Source organism: Mycolicibacterium sichuanense (assembly GCF_033741125.1).
GTDB lineage: Bacteria > Actinomycetota > Actinomycetes > Mycobacteriales > Mycobacteriaceae > Mycobacterium.
Genome location: NZ_JAWQPU010000005.1, coordinates 80,483 through 98,701, shown reverse-complemented (window position 1 = coordinate 98,701; position 18,219 = coordinate 80,483). Strand labels below are relative to the sequence as shown.

The following is an 18,219-nucleotide window of genomic DNA, read 5'->3' as shown; positions in this document are numbered from 1 at the left end:
AGGATCAGCCATGCCGCCGCGCACCCCGTGGACCGCACCGTTGGACGATGCCGAGACGACGCACTGGGATGGGGTGGCCACCGCGGTCTCCCGTACGCTCGCGTCCGACGCGCTGGCGAGGGATCGTGCCAACCAGCAGCCCGACGCCGAGTTGAAGCTGCTCAAGGAATCCGGTCTGGTCGACCTGCTGATCCCGCGCGAGCACGGCGGCCACGGCGGGCACTGGTCCAGTGCGCTGCGTGCCGTCCGCATCCTGGCGCGCACGGACGCCTCCATCGCGCAGATCCTCAGCTATCACTACGTCAACCATGCGGGGATCGTGTTCTTCGGTGCACCGCAGCGATGGGAACACTGGTTCGCCGCCTCCGCCAACGGACACTGGCTCTGGGGTGACTCCGTCAACCCGGTCGACCCCGACCTGCTGCTCACCGCCGACGGATCCGGATACCGACTGAACGGTCGCAAGAGGTTCTCCACCGGGGCCTCCACCGGTGACGTGACCCTGGTGATGGCGGCCGAGGAGGGGGCCGATCGGATCCTGGCCTCGGTGATCGAGCACGACCGCGCCGGGGTGACCTTCGTCGATGACTGGGATGCACTCGGCCAACGTCTCTCGGCAAGTGGCAGCGTGGAATTCGACGACGTCGCGATATCGGCGGACGACGTCCTCGGCGTGGTCGGCGAGGAGCCCTATTCGACCCTGGTCACCCCCGGTGTGCAACTGGGCTTCGCCAACCTCTATCTCGGCATCGCCGAGGGCGCGTTGCAGACCGCCCGTGAGTTGACGCTTCGGCGGCGGGGAGCCTGGCTGCTGAGCGACGTCGAGCACTACTCCCGGGATCCTTTCGTGCAGCGCGTGTTCGGTGAACTGCTCGCCAGGGTCGCCGCGGTGGAGGCATTGGCGGATCGCTGGAATGCCCGCTACGACCGGGTGATCGCGCGCGGTGCGGAGGTGACCGCCGCCGATCGGGCCGACGTCGAGATCGGCATCGCGCAGCTGAAGATCGTCGCCACCGAGACCGCCCTCGAGGTGGCACACCGCGTGTTCGAGGTGACCGGGTCGAGTTCGGCCCGCAGCGAGGTCGGCCTGGATCTGTTCTGGCGCAACATCCGTACGCATTCCCTGCACGACCCGATCGACTACAAGAAGCTCGAGGTCGGGGCGAACTATCTCACCGGGGACGTTCAGCCGATCACGCTCTACACGTAGCGGTCGGGTGCGATTTCGATCTGGCCGACTGCAAGCCTGGTACACCGCCGGTAGCCGAGCATCATCGAGGTCATGACCCTCACCGACACTGCGCCGTCCGCCTCCACCCCGCTCGCGGTCGATCCGGGCCGGCCGCCCGGGGTCGTCAGCGGCACCAGCCCGCTGGCCGACGGATTTCGCAGCCGCTACTTCACCGATGCGGACTACCGCCGCTTCCACGACCGCGCCCCGCGTTACGACGCCGAGAACGCCTTCTTCGCAGAGGACTTCGCCGAGCTCGTCGAGCTGGGCTATCTGAAGGCGCCCCTGCCGGAGCGGTTCGGTGGCGCCGGTCTGTCGCTGGCCGAGCTCGCCGTCGAGCAGCGCCACCTCGCGTACTGGGCTCCCGCCACTGCGCTGGCGGTCAACATGCACCTGTACTGGGCTGGATCGGCGGCCGAGGCCGCCGCGCGCGGCCTGGCCGACGTGGACTGGCTGCTGGCCGAGTTGGCGGCCGGACGCACCTTCGCCGCCGGTCATGGGGAGCACGGGAACGACGTCGGTCTCGACGATTCCCAGGTGAAGGCGGTTCCCCAGCCGGACGGCTCCTATCGCATCACCGGACGCAAGGTCTTCACCTCGCTGTCGCCGGTGTGGGACGAGATCGGCATCCACGCCCGCGACGACTCCGATCCGGACAATCCCGTCATCGTGCACACGTTCGTCGACCGCAACGCCCGGGGGGTGCGGATCGAGGAGACCTGGGATGCACTGGGCGTGCGAGCGACGTCGAGCCACGACACCGTGTTCGAGGACGCGATCGCCGAAGCGCACAAGACGGTGGCCACGCACCCCGTCGGGCCGGTGTACCCAGAGTACGTCGGCGCCCTGCTGAGCTGGTACCTGCCGCTGTTGTCGAGTGTGTACCTGGGCATCGCGCGCCGGGCGCTCGATCTGGCGATCCTTGGCGCCCAGAGCCGAACCTCGTTGCGCCAGGGCATCTCCCGGCATGCGCAGAAGCCCGCCGTCCAGCGTCAGGTGGCACAGGCGGAGATCAAGCTCGAGGCCGTCGCGGCGCTGGTGGACTCGGTCACCACCCCGCGTGCCGGTGATTGGGCGGCGCTGCGCCCGCTGGCGGCCAAGGAATTCGCGACCACGACGGCTCGCGAGGTCGTCGACATCGCGATCCAGGTGGTGGGCGCCTCGTCGGTGTCCCGCCGACACGAGCTCGAGCGGCTCTACCGCGACGTGCGCACCGGGTCGTTGCACCCGCCGAACACCGATGCGGTCCTCGAAGCGCTCGGCGCCGTGGCACTCGGACAGGGCTAGGACCATTCAGGGCCGGGAATGTCGTGGCCCGCGACGCGGTTGGTCTGCACGACGCCCAACCGGTGAGGTCTCGATGTGAAGTTCTTGTTGCTCACGCTCATCTCCCATACCGACGACCCCGTGACGGGGGAGCGGAGGAGCCCCGCCCAGCGGCTGCGTGACGTCGTCGAGAAGGCGGTGGTGGCCGAGGAGCTGGGTTTCGACGGCTTCGCCGTGGGGGAGCGGCACGAGGACCCGTTCATCTCGTCGTCACCGCCGGTGGTGTTGAGCAACATCGCGGCCCGCACGTCGACCATCAGCCTGTTCACCGCGGTCACCACGCTGAGCCTGCTCGATCCGGTCCGCGCGTTCGAGGACTACTCGACGTTGGACAACCTGAGCGACGGTCGCCTCGAACTCATCATCGGCAAGGGCAACGGCGCGGCGCAGGCCGAGTTGTTCCACGTGACGACCGACGATCAGTGGGACCGCAACCGCGAGGGCTACGAGTTGTTCCGCCTGCTCTGGGAGAACGACCGGGTGACGTGGGCGGGAAGGTTCCGGACCAATCTGCTGAACGCCAAGGCGCTGCCCCGGCCAATGCAGTCCCACATCCGAATCTGGCACGGGAGTGCCACCAGTACCGACTCGGTCGAATTGGCGGCCCGCCATGGTGATCCGATCTTCTCGGCGAACGTCACCCATCCCATCGAGCCCTACGCCGATCTCGTCGCGCACTACCGGCAGCGCTGGGAGCACTACGGTCGGCCGCCCGAGGAGGCCCTGGTGGATGCCGGCACGGCCGGCTTCCACGTCGCGCCCACCTCGCAGCAGGCGCTCGCGGCCTACCGGCCGATCTTCGAGGCGCGCCTCGCGGCGCAGCGCCGGATGGGACTGCCGGTGGTGTTCGAATCGATCGAAGACCTCGTCGAGCGCAGTTCCGCCCTCGTCGGCAGTCCCGAGCAGGTGATCGACAAAGTGGGCCGCTACCACGAACGGCTGGGCCACGAGGTAATGCATCTCAGTGCCGACGTCGACGGCCTTCCGCCCGGCGATCAGCGTCGTAGCCTCGAGCTGTTCCAGTCCGCCGTCGCTCCCGCGCTGCGTGAGCGAATCCCCAGTCGGCCGTTGGTCGCTCAGAGCGGCTGACGGTGCCCGTGACCATGCCATTGGTACGACGAGAAGTCCCAGCCACGAAGGAGTTCGCATGACCACCACCGCGGGGACGACCGCTGAGACGTTCGAGGCCGAATGGAACGACTGGCACGCCGAGCGCGAGCGGTACTACGGCGACCCGCTCGGGTGGGTGAGCATCACCGGACTGCACTGGCTCGGCGACGACTTCGAAGAGGTCGCCGATCTCCCTGGCCGGTGGCGTGCCGACCGGGACGCGGTCTACGTCGAGGGCATCGACGGGATCGATCGACTCGAACCCGCCGAGGGGGCACCCGGAACGATCGTCGAGGCGGGGGATCGCCGGATCGAGGTCATCCGCCGCACCGGTTCGGTGGCATTGCGAGTCCACGACCCCAAGTCGCCACACCTGCTGGCATATAACGGCATTCCGACCTACCCGCCAGCCCAGCGGTGGCGCGTGACCGGCACGCTCACACGCTACGCGCAGCCGACCTCGGTGACGACGGGTGCCGTCGTGGAGGGGCTCGAGCACCATCACACCGCCGTCGGCGTCATCGACTTCGAGATCTCCGCTGCGCCTGCGCGTCTCGTCGCGTTCGGTCGCCAGGACGGCAGCCTGCACGTGCTGTTCACCGACGCCACCAGCGGTGTGACGACCTATCCGGCGTCCCGGTCCCTGGCGGTCTCGCAACCCGGAGCCGACGGCACGGTGACGCTCGACTTCAACCGAGCGTCGAACCTTCCCTGCTCGTTCACCGACTTCGCCACCTGCCCGGTGGCACCGGCGGAGAACAGGCTCACCGTCGCCATCGAGGCAGGGGAGAAGAACCCGCGCTGACGAAGGGGCGCCGCGCAGCGGTCAGCTCGGCGACGCAGTCGTGGCGAACATGCCCGCGCCGGCGACGATCAGTACGCCGTCGATGACGAGCACGTACAGGCGCGGCCGAAGGTTCCTCACGAGGCGACGCGTGATGAACGGGCCGACCATCAGGGCCGCCCCGATCACCAGTCCCTGCAGGACCAGTCGCGCCGAGAGTACCCCGAACTCGCCGAAGGTGAGCAGCTTGGCCACGTAGAGCACCACGGCACTGGCGGCCTCCGTGCCGAGGAAGGTGCCTCCGGACAACCCGAAGCAGGTGAACACCGGGACGCTGAGGGGACCGGTGGACAGCACCAGGCCGGTGAGGAAACCCACGACGGCACCTGCGATCGCCAGGTGCCACGAGCGCACCCGCCAGGCCCGTGCCGCCGCCACCCTGCGCACGGGGATCATCGCCAGGAAGAACAATCCAAGGAACCCGTCGACGATCCGCGGTGAGATCGTCAACAGGGTGTGCGCGCCCAGGACCGCCGCGGGGACGCCCGGTGCGGTGTAGATGGCGACCGCGCGCCAGCGAATGTCGCGCCACCACGCGATGACTCGCGCGGCGTTGCCAAGGACCGAGGCGATCGCCATCATGGGCACCGCCGCCCTCGGTCCGTAGAGCACCACCAGAACGGGAAGCAGCACCAGGGACGATCCGGTGCCGACCACGCTGCCGAGCGCACCGGCGGTCAGGGCGAGGACGAACACGAGCAACGAAGCCAGCACGGGCAGGACCTTCTCGCCGGCGTGGGGCACCCCGGCGGAGATCCTCCAGGCTTTTGTCCGTTCAGATGACCGCACGTCGTCGGGACGTGCGGTGGCGCCGCTCGGACCAGTCGCGCACCGCACCGCGGCACGCCGGAACCCTAGGCGCTATCACCCCTAGGGTAAACGCATTCCGGCACCGCGCCCCGTTCCGGGGAAAGAATCCCAGCGATTTCATAGCTCTGCCATCGGATCTCGAGGGGCCATGGTGGAGGCAGACCCCGTCGTCGCGCATCGTCTCCTGCCCAGGTGCCGCGATTCGGCGGTGACCGACTGGAGTAGCCCATGACAGACCTCGGTCTGGCGGTGCGACCGGAATCCGACACCGGTTCCACAGCCGCCGGAACATCGTCGGCCGGCAGGGACGTGTTCCTGCCGCCCGACGATCGACCACTCGGTGGCCTTGCCCGGTTGTGGCGGCGGCTGCACTGGCCGCTCGGCGTCTACACCACGCCGGTGGTGATCCTCGTCGTCTGGGAGATCCTCGGCGTCGCCGGGGTGATCCCTCCGCTCTATGCACCTGCACCGACCGACATCGCGAACACCGCGGTGCAGCTGTGGCGAGACGGTGTGCTCGGCCCCGACCTGTTGATCTCGTTGCAACGTGCGGGCATCGGTCTGGTGCTGGGTTTGACGGTGGGCATCGTCACCGGCGTCCTCGGCGGATTCCTCCGGCGTGGCGAGTACCTGTTCAACGGTCTGGCCCAGATCCTGAACACCATCCCGCTGCTGGCGGTGCTGCCGCTGATGATCGTCTGGTTCGGCATCGACGAGCTGACCAAGGTGCTGCTGATCGCGTTCGGCGCCGGGGTCCCGATGTATCTCAACCTGTTCGCCGCGATCCGCGGGGTGGATCAGCGGCTGATCGAGATGGCCCGCACGACGGGAGCAGGACGGGCGCGAATCATCGGGCGGGTCCTGCTGCCCGGTGCCCTCCCCGGATTCCTTGTCGGATTGCGCTTCTCGCTGGCCTACAGCGTCCTGGGCCTGGTGGCCGCCGAGACCGTCAACGCCGATCAGGGCCTCGGCTTCCTGGTCACCCAGGCGCAGACCTACCTTCAGACCAACCAGGTGTTCGTGGGTCTGGTCATCTATTCGGTGCTCGGCCTGCTGGCCGACCAAATCGTCCGCATCCTCGAGCGGGTGCTGCTGCGGTGGCGACCAAGCTTCGAGGCATCGTGAGCGCTCCAACTCCGACCGCGGTGCGCCAGCAGACGGGCGTCCAGGCAGAACAGGTAGTGCGGCGGTTCGGCGATCGCGCTGTCCTGGACCATCTGGACCTGACCATCGGCGACGAGGAACTCGTCGTGCTACTGGGCCCCTCGGGCTGTGGCAAGAGCACACTGCTGCGACTGCTGGCCGGCCTCGACCAGCCCGACGGTGGCCGCATCGAGGTGCCCGCCAAGCGTGCCGTCGTGTTCCAAGGTGACAGGCTGCTCCCCTGGCAGCGGGTCCTGGCCAACGTGACCCTCGGCCTGCGCGGCCCGGATGCCGATGACCGAGCCCGCCGTGCGCTGGCCGACGTTCATCTGTCGGGTCGTGAAAGGGCCTGGCCCAAGGAGCTTTCCGGGGGTGAGGCCCAACGCGTCGCACTGGCCCGGGCGTTGGTCGCCGAACCAGAGCTCGTCCTCCTCGACGAACCCTTCGCGGCGCTGGACGCCATCACCAGGGTCAGGATGCACGAGTTGGTCCGCGAACTCCGTCGCCGGCACCACGCGTCGATGCTGTTGGTCACCCACGACGTCGACGAGGCGATCGCACTGGCCGATCGCGTCGTGGTGATGAGTCACGGGCGAATCGGAAGTGCGCATGACGTCCGGCTGTCGGCGGCCGATCGCGAGGCCAGCATCGCTCGCGAGGAACTTCGGCTCGAACTGCTCGCCGACCTCGGTCTCGCCAGCGGCCACGCCAAATAGGAGAGAGAAGACATGTCCCACAGATCATTTAGCCTCGTCGGCACGGCCGTCGCACTGGTCGCGTCGACCGTTCTGGCCGCGTGCAGTTCCCCGTCGGCTGGCCCGCAGGGCGCGCTGAGCAAGCCGAGTACGTCCGCGGCCGCCCACCCCGAGTGGAGCCAGTACACGTTCACCCTCGGTGACAACGGTGGGGACGGTAGCGAGGAACTCGCGAAGGTCACGGGTGCGTTCGACGACGCGCCGTACAAGGTGAAGTTCGCGCGTTTCGACTACGGTCCACCACTCGTGCAAGCGGCCGCCTCTGGCGACATCGACCTGGGCAGTGTCGGCACCGTTCCGCCGATCACCGGTGCCGCCCAGGCGTACGGCTTCAAGATCGTCGCGACGCAGCGTGGGGCCGATCCGACGAAGGCGGCCGAGAACATCCTGGTGCCCAAGGGCTCTCCGATCCAGAATCTCGATGACTTGCGGGGCAAGAGGATCGCCGTTCCACAGGGCAGTTCCGCGCACGGCCTAGCGTTGTTGGCGCTCAAGAGCGTCGGTCTGACACCGAAGGACGTTCAACTGGTGTACCTCAGCCCGGCCGCCGGAGCGTCGGCGTTCAACACCGGGAAGGTCGACGCGTGGTCCATCTGGGATCCGCAGTCCTCGGTCGCGGTGGGCCAGGGTGCCCGCATCATCGCCAAGGGCGTTCCGCCGATCGACCAGTCGAACAACTACTACGTGGCGACCGACAAGTCCCTCGGCGACCCCGTTCGGCGGGCGGCCCTGGCCGACGTGCTCACCCGTGTCGCCCGGATCTTCAACTGGGCCCAGCAGAATCCCGACGAGTACGCCAAGGCGATCTCGAAGGAGACCGGCGTGCCGCAGAAGGATGCGAGGGCGACCGTCGATTCGTTCCCGTTCAAGATCACCCAGTTCCTGCCCGAGGACGTAAAGGCCGAGCAGGCACTCAGCGATGCCTTCTTCGAGGCGGGCGAGATCAAGAAGAAGGTCGACCTCACGACCATCAGCGACAACCTCCTGCCCGATGGGTTCGACAGCTCGAAGTCGCCCTAGCACCAACGGATCACCAGAGACGGAGACCTACCCGTGAGCACCCCCCGGCGAGAGCTGCACCTCAACGCCTTCCTCATGGAAGCCGGACATCACGAGGCTGCCTGGCGCCTCCCAGAGAGCAATCCGCGGGCGGACTTCGACCTGTCCCACTGGATCGGGCTCGCCACCCTGGCCGAGGAGGCCAAGTTCGACTCGCTGTTCCTGGCGGACGGTCCGGCGCTCACCGGCAGTGGCGCGTTTCGGCCTCCCGGCCAGCTCGAGCCGTTCACCCTGCTGACCGCGCTGTCGCAGCACACGAATCGGATCGGCCTCATCGCCACGGTCTCCTCGACCTACAACGAGCCGTACAACCTGGCGCGCCGACTCGCGTCGGTCGACCACGTGAGCGGGGGACGGGCCGGGTGGAACGTCGTCACCTCCGCCGGTGCGGACGAGGCGGCCAACTTCGGGCTCGACGACCGTCCCGACCATGCCGCGCGCTACGAGCGCGCCGACGAATTCCTCTCCATCGCCAAGGCGCTCTGGGACAGCTGGGAGAGCGAAGCGACCCTGGCCGACAAGGAATCCGGCCGGTATGCCGACCCGGCTCGCCTGCACGCGATCGACCACGCAGGATCCCATTTCAAGGTCGCCGGTCCGCTCAACGTCGAACGTCCACCCCAGGGCCACCCACTGCTGGTGCAGGCCGGATCGTCCGAGGACGGCAAGAACTTCGCCGCGAGGCACGCGGAGGCCATCTTCACCGCGCACCAGACCTACGAGCGGGCGGCGGACTTCTACCGTGACATCAAGGCGAGGACCGCCGCAGCGGGTCGTCATCCCGACGGCGTGCTGGTGCTGCCGGGCATCGTGCCGTTCATCGGATCGACCGAGGCCGAGGCCATCGAATTGGCCCGCCAGTTCGACGACCTTCGCATACCCGAGTACGGGCTGTCGCAACTGGCCTGGAATCTAGAGGTCGACCCGTCGGTGTTCGAGCTCGATTCGCCGCTGCCCGAATTCATCCTGGCGCGGCCGAAACTGCAAGGCTCACAGAGCAGGTCGGATCTCATCATCGAGATGGCCGTGCGTGAGCACCTGACCGTCGGGCAGATCCTGTCGCGGTTGGGCGGTGGCCGGGGCCACTTCACCTTCGTCGGAACCCCCGAGCAGGCCGCCGACACGATCATCTCCTGGTTCGAGGGCGGCGCCGCAGACGGATTCAACGTCATGGCCCCCGCGCTACCGTCGCAGCTGGAGACATTCGTCGAACACGTGCTGCCGATCCTGCGCGACAAGGGCCTCTTCCGAGAGGACTACGCCGGCACCACGCTGCGCGAGCACTACGGTCTCGCCGTACCCGGCAACCAGTTCCACGTCACTGCCTGAAGGAGTCCGATGACCGAAGCCACGGTGTCCCAGACGCTCTCGACGGACGTCCTGGTGATCGGCGGCGGCCCCGCTGGCACCTGGGCGGCCATCAAGGCGGCGCAGGAGGGCGTCGACGTCGTACTAGTGGACAAGGGCCACACCGGATCCAGCGGAGCGACTGCTTCGGTCGGCACCGGGGTCTGGTACGTCGACGACGTACCCGAGCTGCGCGAGGCGGCGATGGCGAGCCGGGAGGCCCTGGGCGGTCATCTCGCCGAGCGTGACTGGATGAGCCGCGTCCTCGACGAGATCCACGCACGGATGGACGAGCTCGCCACGGTGCAGCGCTACCCGTTCCCGGTGGACGCCGACGGCCGGTCGCGGCGCGGTGACGTGCAGGGGCCTGAATACATGCGCCGGCAACGGACTCGGGTGCAACGCCTCGGCGTCCGCATCCTCGATCACACGCCGGCACTGGAGCTGCTCGTCGATTCCGACGGCGTGGTGTCGGGTGCGTTGGCGCTCGATCGGTCATCCGGTGGATCGGTACGCATCGAGGCGGGTGCCGTCGTCCTCGCCGCGGGCGGGTGCGCCTTCCAGTCCAAGACGCTGGGATGCGACGTCAACACCGGGGACGGCGCGCTGATGGCTGTCGAGGCCGGCGCGGTCCTGTCCGGCATGGAGTTCTCCAACTCCTTCGCCATCGCCCCCAAGGGAACGTCGCTGACCAAGACCGCCTACTACTCGTGGGCGACGTTCTACCGCGGTGACCGCAGCGTCATCGAGGGGGCGGGGAGCGCAAGGGGGCGCACGCTCATCGCCGAGACCTTGCGCGACGAACCGGTGTTCGCCCGCATCGACCGCGCCACCGAGGACGAACGACGCGCGATGCGCAGGGGACAGCCCAACTTCTTCCTGGTCTTCGACCGGCTGGGAATCGACCCGTTCACCGAGTTCTTCGAGATAACGCTCGTCGCCGAGGGGACCGTGCGCGGCACCGGCGGGGTGCGGATCGCCGACGTCGACTGCGCCACCGACGTTCCCGGCCTCTACGCCGCCGGTGACACCGCAACGAGGGAACTGATCTGCGGTGGGTTCACCGGTGGCGGCAGCCACAACGCGGCGTGGGCGGCCTCCTCGGGGAGCTGGGCTGGCCGCGGGGCCGCGACGTTCGCCAGGAACCGCGGTGCACGCCCCGACGGGCTGCGCGCGATCGGTGGCGCCGGGCTGCGACCCACCGGTCCCGTCGGACTGGATCACCGGGCGGTGACGGCCGCGGTGCAGCGGCGGGTGCTGCCGCACCAGGACAACTTCCTGCGTCACCCCGCCCACCTGACACCGGCCCTGGAGTCGCTGCACGATGTCTGGTCCGCCGTGCGGGAGAACCTCGGTGGCGCGGGCGAGGACGTCTTCCGGGCGCGGGAGGCCGCGGCGATGGTGGCGCACGCCCGCTGGATGTATCACGCCGCGCTGCAGCGCACCGAGACCCGTGGCATGCACAAGCGTATCGACCTGCCGCGACAGGACCCCGCCCAACGCCACCGGCTGCTCGTCGGCGGACTGGAGACGTTGTGGACCCGCCCCGAGACCGTCCGTACCGTCGGCGTGGACGGGAGGGCGGCGTGATCGAGGTCGTCTCGGCCGAGCGATGCATCGGTTGTGACCGGTGCATCGACGTATGTCCGACCCGGGTGTTCGACCGTGGACCCGACGGGGTGCCGGTCATCGCGCGCCACGACAGCTGCCAAACCTGCTTTCAGTGCGAGGCGTACTGCCCGACCGATGCGCTGTTCGTCGCGCCGCTGGCCACCCCCGTCGCGGCGGACTCGGCCCATCGCGACGCCCAGAGGCTGGAGGCCGCAGGGTTGCTCGGCGGCTACCGGCGTGAGCTGGGATGGGGTGGCGGCCGCGCGCTCGGGGCCCGCACCGCCGTCGGACCGGAGTATCCGGGATGATGTCGAATTGCGTTCTGGCCTAGTTTAATTGGGGTAAGCACAGCCCGACCGGAGTAGCTTCTAGCTTCGTGCCCAGACAACTCCACCTGCTGGCCTTTGGCAACACGAGGTCGGCGGGGCCGTGGCGTCATCCCGGGTTGGACAACAGCCCCGCCGGAACCCGGCGCCGGCTGGTCGACCGGGCGCGGATCGCCGAATCGGGCACCTTCGACGCGTTGTTCTTCGCCGACGGGCTGAACTATGGTCCGCCTGCCACGTGGGCGTACAAGACCACCGAGGACTTCGAGCCGCTGACGACGACGGCAGCGTTGTCGTCGGTCACCGAGCGCATCGGGCTGGTCGTCACCGGATCGGCCACCCTTGCACATCCCTACCACCTGGCCAGACAGCTGCTGTCCCTCGACCACCTCAGCGCAGGTCGCGCCGGGTGGAACCTCGTCACCAGCTTCGCCGCGGCCGCCGCCGACAACTTCAGCACGCGCGGGGTCGTCGACCACGACGAGCGCTACGCGATCGCCGAGGAGGCGCTCGAGGTGGTGCGCGCGCTGTGGGACGGCTGGGGTGAGGACACCATCCTGGAGGACCGCTTGGCGGGAATCTTCAACGACGTCGCCAAGATTCACGTCGCCGACCACCACGGCCGATACTTCGACGTTCGCGGTCCGGTCGGCGCCGCGCGCTCACCGCAGGGCCGGCCCGTCCTGTTTCAGGCCGGTTCCTCGAACACCGGACGCGGATTCGCCGCCCGGCACGCCGAGGTCATCTTCACCGGGCAGGGCACCCGCGCGCGGGCGCAGGACTTCTACCGCCGGGTCCACGACGAGGCCCTCGCCCTCGGTCGCGCCACCGCTCCGTTGATCACGCCGTCGCTGCGTTTCATCGTCGGGTCCACCGATGACGAGGTGCGCCGGATCGAGCGGGCCGCCTACGAGTACTTCAGTCCGCAGTATCAGGCGGGCTGGCTGTTGGAGGTGGACGTCGACGTCACCGGGGCGGACCTGGACGGACCGGTGCCAGCGTCGGCGTTTCCGGCTAGCACGCAAACCCACCAGACCGCGCTGGCCGGCTACCGGGCGTTGGCCACCGACGGCAACCCGACCGTGCGAGAGTTTCTCTACCGCACGGTGAACGGCTGGGGGGCCAGCGTCGTCGGCACACCCGAGCGGGTGGCCGACGAGATCGAGGACTGGTTCCACACACATGCCTGCGATGGATTCGTGCTGCAGGATTCTGGATTGCCAGGCCAATTCGAGGACTTCGTCGAACAGGTCGTGCCGCTGCTGCGCAAGCGCGGATCGTTCCGTCACGAATATCAGGGAACCACCCTTCGTGATCACCTCGGGCTGGTCGTACCGCCGCGGTTCGGGCGGTTGGCATGACCGGCGCACCGTTCATCCTGTCGGCCTTCACGATGTCCACCGTGTCCCATGGCAACTACGGGCTGTGGCGCCATCCCGACGACCGCACCTCCGAGTACACCGACGTCCGCTACTGGGTCGAATTGGCCAGGACGCTAGACGCCGGTGGCTTCGACATGCTGTTCATCGCCGACGCCGTCGGGCAGCTCGACGTCTATGGCGGAGACGCCGCCGCGGCGCTGTCGCACGCCGTCCAGACGCCGGTCACCGATCCGCTGCTGGTCGTCTCGGCGATGGCCGCCGCCACCACCCATCTCGGTTTCGGTGTCACGGTGTCGACCACCTACGAGGCGCCGTACCTGTTGGCGCGCAAGTTCTCCACCCTCGACCATCTCACCGGAGGTCGGATCGGCTGGAACGTCGTCACGTCGCTGCTCGATAGCGCTGCGCGCAACATCCTCGGTCGGGACCGTCAGATCCCCCACGACGAGCGCTACGCGATCGCCCAGGAGTTCCTCGAGGTCACCTACAAGCTCTGGGAGGGTTCGTGGGAGCCGGACGCGGTCGTGCGGGATCGCCGCAGGGGTGTGTACACCGAACCGTCGAGGGTGCACGGCATCGGACACGAGGGCACCTACTTCAGCGTGCCCGGCGCACATCTGGTCGAGCCGTCCCCGCAGCGGACGCCGGTGATCCTGCAGGCGGGCACGTCGCCGGCGGGCCGCGAGTTCGCGGCGCGCAACGCCGAAGTCGTCTTCGCGAGCGATCCTCGCCCGGAGGTGTTGCGCGCCAACGTCGAGGACGTGCGTCGCCGCGCAGTCGCCCACGGCCGTGATCCCGGCGCCATCAAGTTCATCACCTCGGTTGAGATCGTCACCGACACCACGGACTCCGCAGCACGCGCCAAGGCCGCCGAGCTGACCGAGCATCACGACCTCGAGGGCGGGCTGGTACTGCTCTCCGCACTGAGCGGGGTGGACTGGTCGCGCTACGGGGTGGACGAACCCATTCGCGCCTTCGACACCGACGCCAGCCGTTCGGTTCTGGCGGCGGTCCAGGATCCAGACAGCGCCGGCACATCACGCTGCGGGACTACGTCGGTGGACTGGGTGGTTTCGGAGGTCGGCTGTTCGTCGGTTCGGGCCGAACGGTCGCCGACGATCTCGAGGCCTACGCCGAGAACACCGGGGTCGACGGATTCAACGTCGTCTACCACCTGACGCCGGGCAGCTTCCAAGACGTCGCGGAGCACCTGGTCCCCGAGCTGAGGCGCCGCGGCCGGCTCCGAGAAGTCGGTGACCCGACCACGCTGCGGCAGAGACTGTTTCCGGCCGGCTCCGCCGGGCTTCCCCTCGACCACCCCGGCGCCGGCCACCGCGCGATTGGCGCCGAAGAAAGAATCTCCTCGATCCGATGACTGCCGTACACGTCCGGATCAAGGCATCGTGACACTTACGTCAAATTCTCGTTAACAGCCTGTGTGCCAACCGGTTACGTCCGGTTGGCCGGGTTGCGCTGAGCCCCGGAAAGGCAGGCACCGTGTCAACCACCTCGATACCGGGCGACGGCGAGGCCGCCGCCGCCGACGGCCGCGTCCTCACCACCGCCGAGTCGACCGGCCTGGAACGCGATGCGTTGGGGCCGTGGGGAGTCTTCGCCCAGGGGCTCGCGGCCGCGGCCCCCAGCGTGGCGCTGGCGGTCGTGCCGTTCTCCCTGTTCGTCGCGGCAGGCAGTGGGGCGGCCTGGGCCGCGGTCGTCGGTCTGGTGATCGTCGTGCTGATCGCCACGACCATCAGTTTCCAGGCCAAGCGCACGGTCTCCTCCGGCTCGCTGGGTACCTACACCGGCAACGGCCTCGGTCCGGGCTTCGCCTTCGCGGCAGGCTTCAGCCTGCTGTTCGGCTACATCGGCTTCGCCGTGACCGGAACGCTGGGCGGGGTGCTCTACCTGGACTCGTTCCTCGAATCGATCGGCCTGGGTTCGCAATCCGCGTGGTTCCGACTGCTGCTGGTGATCGTCGTGGTCGCCGCGGCGGTGTACCTGCCGTATCGGGGCGTGTCGGTGACGGCGCGTTACGAGCTGGCATTCGAACTGCTGGCGATCGCGTCGATCCTGGTGATCATCGTGGCGTCCTACGTCGGCTACGGATTCCACGTCGACTGGGACCAGTGGAACATCGCGCACCTGGGAAGCAGCGGGACGTTCATCGCGGCGGTCACCGCGGTGGGGTCCTACGCCGGGTTCGAGAGCGTGGCCTCCCTCGGTGCCGAGGCCAAGGACCCGCACCGCAACATCGCCAGGTCGCTGCTGAGGGTGGTGCTGCTCATCGGCGTGCTGTACATCTTCGGAACCTACCCGCAGATCCTGCACTTCGGGGCGATCGACGGAGACAAGGCGGTGCTGCCCCAGCTGGCCGATGCCGTCGGGGTGCCGTGGGTCGACTACGTCGTCAGCGCGGCAGTCGGCGTGGCGTTCATCGTGTTCGTGACCGCGGTGACCACCGCGGCCGCCAGGTCACTGTTCACCTTCGGACACGAAGGCGCGCTGCCGCGGGCCTTCGGCAGGGTGCACCCCAAGCACAAGACCCCCTGGGTGGGCGTGGTCTTCGTCGGCGCGCTGGCGCTGATCTTCTCGGTCGTCGCAACGTTCAGCACCGCCGGGCGATTGGTGTTCGACGTCTACGGTGGCTACGTCGCCAACTGGGGCTTCCTGATCAGCTACCTGCTGGTGGTGATCGCCACGCCGATCTGGCTGCATCGCATCAAGGCACTGACGCCGGTGCGGCTGGCGGTTTCGGCCGCCGCCACGCTAGGGCTGGCCTACGTCATCTTCAGCAACTTCTATCCCGTGCCGGAGTACCCGTTCGACATCCTGCCCTTCGTCTTCGGCGGGTTCCTGCTGGCGGCCGTCCTCTGGTATGCCTACCTAAAGCGCAGCCGGCCCGAGGTGGCCCGGCGGGTGGGCACCATTCAGACGCTATCCGAGGAGGAGCAGCGCCGTCTCGCCGACGAGGGCATCGACGAGGTGCTCGGGGAGGGTTCCGCCGCGAAGCCGGTGGTTCCGTGACGGTCCTCGACGGAGTCGGCGTCCGGCGGTGGTCGGCCGTGCCGCTGGACCCGGTACACCATCCGCGCATCGCCGACTTCCTCTCCACCACTGCGGGTTTGAGTGGCCGCAAGTTCGCCGCCGATTCCCGTGACGTCGCCGAGCAGCTGGCGTCGGCCTACCCCGAGGGAGCCGTCACGGTGCTCGATGCGGCCGGTCACGTCCGGGGCTACGCGGCACTGCATCAACCGCACGGCATCCAGCCGGAGATCGTCGCGGACTTCGTCTTCGATCCCGCGACGCCCAACTGGGTGCTCGACGACGTCGTCGACGTGACGGTGGACCGGTTCCTCCGGGAGGCGCCCGCGGTCCCCGGCGCCTTCCTCCGCGCCTTCGTCGGGTCCGGGCAGTCCCGGGTGATCGAGGCCCTGCAGCGTCGCGGCGCCCGGCGCGAGGCCCAGTTCATCCGCACCCGCAAGCCGCTCGACGACGTCGATCTGGCCCAGCTCGAGGGCGCGACCATCGACGGCCTGCGCGTGCTCAGCTGGCCAGAAGTGTTGCGCCACGGTCACTCCGAGAGCGTCCGCCGGCTGCAGTACGACACGTTCGCCGAGCACTTCGGCAACATGTCCAAGACGCCGGAAGGCTGGGAGCACCACCTGCACAGCCGGGCGTTCGCGCCCGACTTCAGCCTGGCCGCCGTCGACGCCGCAGACCAGGTGGTGGGTTACGTGCTCGGCTCGACCTACATCGCGGGACCGGCGGGGGCGCAGGAGATCAGCGCCCACACCGACTACATCGGCGTGCACCGCGAGCACCGCCGGCGCGGCATCGCCGAACTGCTCCTCGGAAAGATCTGGCTCGCGGCGCGACGGCGTGGACTCTCGCTGGCGTCGCTCGGCACGGACATCGAGAACCGCAGCAAGGCGCACCTGCTGTACGCCCGGCTCGGCTACGTGGCCGTCGAGCACTCCGCCGCCTACCGCATCGACACCAGTGAAGTGACCCGATGACCAGTACCACGACGTATCTCACCCCACCCACGGCCACCGTGGATGACCTGCGCGAGCGGTTCGCCCCGGTGTTCGCCTCGGTTGCGGCGGGCAACGTGGCACGCGAACGCGAGCGCACCCTGCCCCACGAGCAGGTCCGGTGGCTCAACGACGCCGGCTTCGGGACGCTGCGCATCCCACAGGCCCACGGCGGGCTCGGCGCGTCGCTCGAGCAGACCTTCGCCCTGCTCGCCGAGCTGGCCGAGGCCGACGCGAACGTCGCCCACATCTGGCGCAATCACCTGGCCTTCGTCGAGGACCGACTCAACGCGCCCGCGTCGGACGCCAATGACACCTGGCTCAAGCGGTTCCTGGCCGGAGCGTTCGTCGGCGGCGGGTGGACCGAGGCCAACGGTCTGACGCTGGCGAACCTCGCCTCGACCGTGACCCGCGAGGGTGACCACTGGGTGGTGACGGGGTCGAAATACTATGCGACCGGCAGTCTCTACGCCGACTGGCTCGACGTCCTCGGACGCGGTGAGGACAGTGAGCTGTGGACCGCGCTGGTCCGCGCCGACGATCCCGGCGTGACGTTGATCGACGACTGGCGGGGCTTCGGGCAGCGCGCCACCGCAAGCGGTTCGGCACGGTACGACCGCGTCCGCGCCGACGAGGGTGACGTGTTCCCGGCCGCGGAGCGCTTCGGTTACCAGTCGCACTTCTACCAAATCGCCATGCTGGCGGTGCTGACCGGGATCACCCGCGCGGCGCTGCGGGACGGGAGTTCGGCGCTGAAGGGCCGCGGCCGCAACTACCCCCAGGGGCTGAGCGAGACCCCCACCGACGATGCCCAGCTGCTCCAGGTGATCGGGCAGGTGTCGGCCGACGCGTTCGCGGCATCGGCGGCGCTCGACCGGAGCAGCCGGACGCTGGACGTCATCGTCTCCGGACGCATCCACGGGGACGAGGACGGGGCGAGGGGCAGGCTCGTCGACGCCGAAGTCGCCATCTCCCAGGCGCAGCTGGTCATCATCGCGGCCGCACTGCAGGCGACCACCACCGTGTTCGACGCGCTGGGAGCATCCGGAACCTCGGAAGCGCTTGCGCTGGACCGACACTGGCGCAATGCGCGCACCCTGGCCTCGCACAACCCGCGGGTGTACAAGGCGCGCATCCTCGGTGACTGGCTGATCAACGGCAAGGACCCGGTGCCCAACCTCGCGACCCGCGGTCGCGGCGGACAGGGCAACTGAGGCGTGGTCGAGGAATCACCACGACCG

15 protein-coding genes and 1 pseudogene are annotated in these 18,219 nt (G+C 68.7%); 15 read left to right on the top strand and 1 reads right to left on the bottom strand.

Annotated elements, in window-relative coordinates:
* Positions 1-10: 10 nt before the first annotated feature.
* The 4 genes from SBI80_RS16395 (at position 11) to SBI80_RS16380 (ending at position 4,472) form a co-directional block, all read left to right on the top strand.
* Positions 11-1,210, top strand: a complete 1,200-nt coding sequence (locus SBI80_RS16395) for an acyl-CoA dehydrogenase family protein (RefSeq protein WP_318975867.1) — start codon at positions 11-13, stop codon at positions 1,208-1,210.
* Positions 1,211-1,282: 72 nt separating this feature from the next.
* Complete coding sequence (locus SBI80_RS16390; protein WP_318975866.1) at positions 1,283-2,518, top strand: acyl-CoA dehydrogenase family protein; 1,236 nt, start codon at positions 1,283-1,285, stop codon at positions 2,516-2,518.
* Between the two features lie 75 nt (positions 2,519-2,593).
* Complete coding sequence (locus SBI80_RS16385) at positions 2,594-3,646, top strand: LLM class flavin-dependent oxidoreductase (RefSeq protein WP_318975865.1); 1,053 nt, start codon at positions 2,594-2,596, stop codon at positions 3,644-3,646.
* A 58-nt stretch (positions 3,647-3,704) separates the two neighbouring features.
* Positions 3,705-4,472, top strand: a complete 768-nt coding sequence (locus tag SBI80_RS16380) for a DUF1684 domain-containing protein (protein WP_318975864.1) — start codon at positions 3,705-3,707, stop codon at positions 4,470-4,472.
* A gap of 21 nt (positions 4,473-4,493) precedes the next feature.
* Here the strand turns inward: SBI80_RS16380 and SBI80_RS16375 are convergent, their stop codons facing one another.
* Positions 4,494-5,255, bottom strand: a complete 762-nt coding sequence (locus tag SBI80_RS16375; protein WP_318975863.1) for a TSUP family transporter — start codon at positions 5,253-5,255, stop codon at positions 4,494-4,496.
* A 294-nt stretch (positions 5,256-5,549) separates the two neighbouring features.
* Here SBI80_RS16375 and SBI80_RS16370 point away from each other — a divergent pair, with 294 nt between their 5' ends.
* The 11 genes and pseudogenes from SBI80_RS16370 (at position 5,550) to SBI80_RS16320 (ending at position 18,192) form a co-directional block, all read left to right on the top strand.
* The gene (locus SBI80_RS16370) at positions 5,550-6,446 is read left to right on the top strand and encodes an ABC transporter permease (RefSeq protein ID WP_318975862.1); all 897 of its coding nucleotides are present in this window, start codon (positions 5,550-5,552) and stop codon (positions 6,444-6,446) included.
* Positions 6,443-7,180, top strand: a complete 738-nt coding sequence (locus SBI80_RS16365) for an ABC transporter ATP-binding protein (RefSeq protein WP_318975861.1) — start codon at positions 6,443-6,445, stop codon at positions 7,178-7,180. The genes SBI80_RS16370 and SBI80_RS16365 overlap by 4 nt, the downstream gene beginning before the upstream one ends.
* Before the next feature lie 12 nt (positions 7,181-7,192).
* Positions 7,193-8,239, top strand: a complete 1,047-nt coding sequence (locus SBI80_RS16360; protein WP_318975860.1) for an aliphatic sulfonate ABC transporter substrate-binding protein — start codon at positions 7,193-7,195, stop codon at positions 8,237-8,239.
* Positions 8,240-8,272: 33 nt separating this feature from the next.
* Positions 8,273-9,607 carry an LLM class flavin-dependent oxidoreductase gene (locus SBI80_RS16355; RefSeq protein ID WP_318975859.1) on the top strand — a complete coding sequence of 445 codons (1,335 nt, stop codon included), beginning with the start codon at positions 8,273-8,275 and terminating at the stop codon, positions 9,605-9,607.
* Positions 9,608-9,616: 9 nt separating this feature from the next.
* The gene (locus SBI80_RS16350) at positions 9,617-11,215 is read left to right on the top strand and encodes an FAD-dependent oxidoreductase (protein WP_318975858.1); all 1,599 of its coding nucleotides are present in this window, start codon (positions 9,617-9,619) and stop codon (positions 11,213-11,215) included.
* Positions 11,212-11,544, top strand: a complete 333-nt coding sequence (locus tag SBI80_RS16345) for a 4Fe-4S binding protein (protein ID WP_318975857.1) — start codon at positions 11,212-11,214, stop codon at positions 11,542-11,544. The genes SBI80_RS16350 and SBI80_RS16345 overlap by 4 nt, the downstream gene beginning before the upstream one ends.
* A gap of 68 nt (positions 11,545-11,612) precedes the next feature.
* Positions 11,613-12,923 carry an NtaA/DmoA family FMN-dependent monooxygenase gene (locus SBI80_RS16340; RefSeq protein WP_318975856.1) on the top strand — a complete coding sequence of 437 codons (1,311 nt, stop codon included), beginning with the start codon at positions 11,613-11,615 and terminating at the stop codon, positions 12,921-12,923.
* Positions 12,920-14,319, top strand: a pseudogene (locus SBI80_RS16335) (NtaA/DmoA family FMN-dependent monooxygenase). Before SBI80_RS16340 ends, SBI80_RS16335 begins: the two are co-directional and overlap by 4 nt.
* A gap of 137 nt (positions 14,320-14,456) precedes the next feature.
* Positions 14,457-15,968: an APC family permease gene (locus SBI80_RS16330; protein ID WP_318976229.1), complete on the top strand. Its 1,512-nt coding sequence runs from the start codon at positions 14,457-14,459 to the stop codon at positions 15,966-15,968.
* A complete protein-coding gene (locus SBI80_RS16325) occupies positions 15,965-16,960 on the top strand; it encodes a GNAT family N-acetyltransferase (protein WP_318975855.1) in 996 nt (331 codons plus the stop codon). The genes SBI80_RS16330 and SBI80_RS16325 overlap by 4 nt, the downstream gene beginning before the upstream one ends.
* Positions 16,957-18,192: an acyl-CoA dehydrogenase family protein gene (locus SBI80_RS16320; RefSeq protein ID WP_318975854.1), complete on the top strand. Its 1,236-nt coding sequence runs from the start codon at positions 16,957-16,959 to the stop codon at positions 18,190-18,192. The genes SBI80_RS16325 and SBI80_RS16320 overlap by 4 nt, the downstream gene beginning before the upstream one ends.
* Positions 18,193-18,219: the final 27 nt, after the last annotated feature.

Coding starts and splice junctions, on each gene's coding strand:
- SBI80_RS16380 (WP_318975864.1), top strand. CDS start 3,705: ATGACCACCACCGCGGGGACGACCGCTGAGACGTTCGAGGCCGAATGG.
- SBI80_RS16370 (WP_318975862.1), top strand. CDS start 5,550: ATGACAGACCTCGGTCTGGCGGTGCGACCGGAATCCGACACCGGTTCC.
- SBI80_RS16360 (WP_318975860.1), top strand. CDS start 7,193: ATGTCCCACAGATCATTTAGCCTCGTCGGCACGGCCGTCGCACTGGTC.
- SBI80_RS16350 (WP_318975858.1), top strand. CDS start 9,617: ATGACCGAAGCCACGGTGTCCCAGACGCTCTCGACGGACGTCCTGGTG.
- SBI80_RS16390 (WP_318975866.1), top strand. CDS start 1,283: ATGACCCTCACCGACACTGCGCCGTCCGCCTCCACCCCGCTCGCGGTC.
- SBI80_RS16395 (WP_318975867.1), top strand. CDS start 11: ATGCCGCCGCGCACCCCGTGGACCGCACCGTTGGACGATGCCGAGACG.
- SBI80_RS16320 (WP_318975854.1), top strand. CDS start 16,957: ATGACCAGTACCACGACGTATCTCACCCCACCCACGGCCACCGTGGAT.